1 protein-coding gene and 1 pseudogene are annotated in these 1,829 nt (G+C 69.3%); both read left to right on the top strand.

Features of this window, described 5'->3' with window-relative positions:
• Positions 1–492 (top strand): annotated as a pseudogene (locus tag ACOJSF_RS02770) (glycine dehydrogenase); the annotation flags it as partial.
• The coding region (gene gcvPB, locus ACOJSF_RS02775) for an aminomethyl-transferring glycine dehydrogenase subunit GcvPB (RefSeq protein ID WP_420140704.1) at positions 489–1,829 on the top strand (1,341 nt) is incomplete at its 3' end. The pseudogene ACOJSF_RS02770 and the gene gcvPB, both read left to right, overlap by 4 nt.

Raw genomic sequence — 1,829 nt, forward strand, 5'->3', positions numbered from 1 at the left:
CGCCAGATGCCGGGCCGACTGTGCGGCCAGACGGTCGATGCGGAGGGCAAGCGCGGCTTCGTGTTGACCCTCTCGACCCGCGAGCAGCATATCCGGCGCGAGAAGGCGACGTCGAACATCTGCACCAATTCGGGGCTCTGCGCGCTCGCTTTCTCGATCCACATGACTTTGCTGGGCGAGCAGGGACTGCGGCAGCTCGCGGCGCTCAACCATGCGCGCGCCTCGGCGGCGGCGGACGTGCTGGCGGCGGTGCCGGGGGTCGATCTGCTCAACGACAGCTTCTTCAACGAATTCACGCTCCGGCTGGCGAAGCCCGCGCGCCCGATCGTCCGCACGCTGGCGGACCGGGGCATCCTCGCGGGCGTCGCGCTCAGCCGCCTCTACGACGACGCGCAGGGCCGCGAGAACGGCCTGATCGTCGCCGTCACCGAGACCACCACCGAGGAGCAGGTCCAGGCCTTCGCCTCCGCGCTGAAGGAGGCGCTGGCATGACCATCAACCAGTCCGGGTGGAAGCCCGAAATGGGAGCGGGCGAGATCGCGATCGCGCCGGCCACGCACACCGGCAACCGCGCGCTGCTGCTGGAAGAGCCGCTGCTGTTCGAGATCGGCGCGCGCGACCGCACCGGCGTCGATTTCGAGGAGGCGCCCGCCGCCCCCTCGCGCCTCGGCGGGCTGGAACGGACCGCCCCGATCGACCTGCCCGGCCTGTCCGAGCCGGAAACGGTGCGCCATTATACGCGCCTCAGCCGCCAGAATTACGCGATCGACCTCGGCGTCTTCCCGCTCGGCTCGTGCACGATGAAGCACAATCCGCGCCTCAACGAACGCGTCGCGCGGATGCCGGGCTTTGCCGACATCCACCCGCTCCAGCCCGTCTCCACCGTGCAGGGCGCGCTCGCCGTGATCGCTTTGGTGGGCGAATGGCTGTGCAAGCTCACCGGCATGCCGGCGGTGGCGATGAGCCCCAAGGCGGGCGCGCATGGCGAATTGTGCGGCCTGCTCGCGATCCGCGCCGCGCTGGAGGCGCGGGGCGACGCGCGCAGCGTCGTGCTCGTCCCCGAAAGCGCGCACGGCACCAACCCCGCGACCGCCGCCTTCTGCGGCTACAAGGTCGAGAATATCCCCGCGACCGAGGATGGCCGCGTCGATCTGGAGGCGCTGAAGGCGCGGCTGGGGCCGGACGTGGCGGCGGTGATGATCACCAATCCCAATACGTGCGGCCTGTTCGAACGCGATCTGATCGCGATTTCGGAGGCGGTTCACGCGGCGGGCGGCCTCGTCTATTGCGACGGCGCGAACTTCAACGCGATCGTCGGCCGCGTCCGCCCCGGCGATCTCGGCGTCGACGCGATGCACATCAACCTGCACAAGACCTTCTCAACCCCGCATGGCGGCGGCGGTCCGGGCTCGGGACCGGTTGTGCTGTCGCAGGCGCTCGCGCCGTTCGGCCCGCTCCCCTACACCATGCGCATGTACGACGGGACGATCCAGCTGATCGAGGAAGACGGGCTGGGCGAGGATGGGCAGCGCAGCTTTGGCCGCATGAGCGCCTTTCACGGCCAGATGGGCATGTTCACCCGCGCGCTGACCTATATCCTCAGCCACGGCGCGGACGGCCTGCGTCAGGTCGCGAGCGACGCGGTGCTGAACGCCAACTATATCCTGCGCAGCCTGGACGATGTGCTGGACGCGCCGTTCGGCGGCAGCGGCCCCTGCATGCATGAGGCGCTGTTCAGCGACAAGGGTCTGGCCGAAGGCTTCACCACGCTCGACATCGCCAAGGGGCTGATCGACGAGGGCTTCCACCCGATGACGGTGTACTTCCCG

Origin of the sequence: Sphingomonas sp. (genome assembly GCF_048594985.1) — a bacterium.
GTDB lineage: Bacteria > Pseudomonadota > Alphaproteobacteria > Sphingomonadales > Sphingomonadaceae > Sphingomonas_I.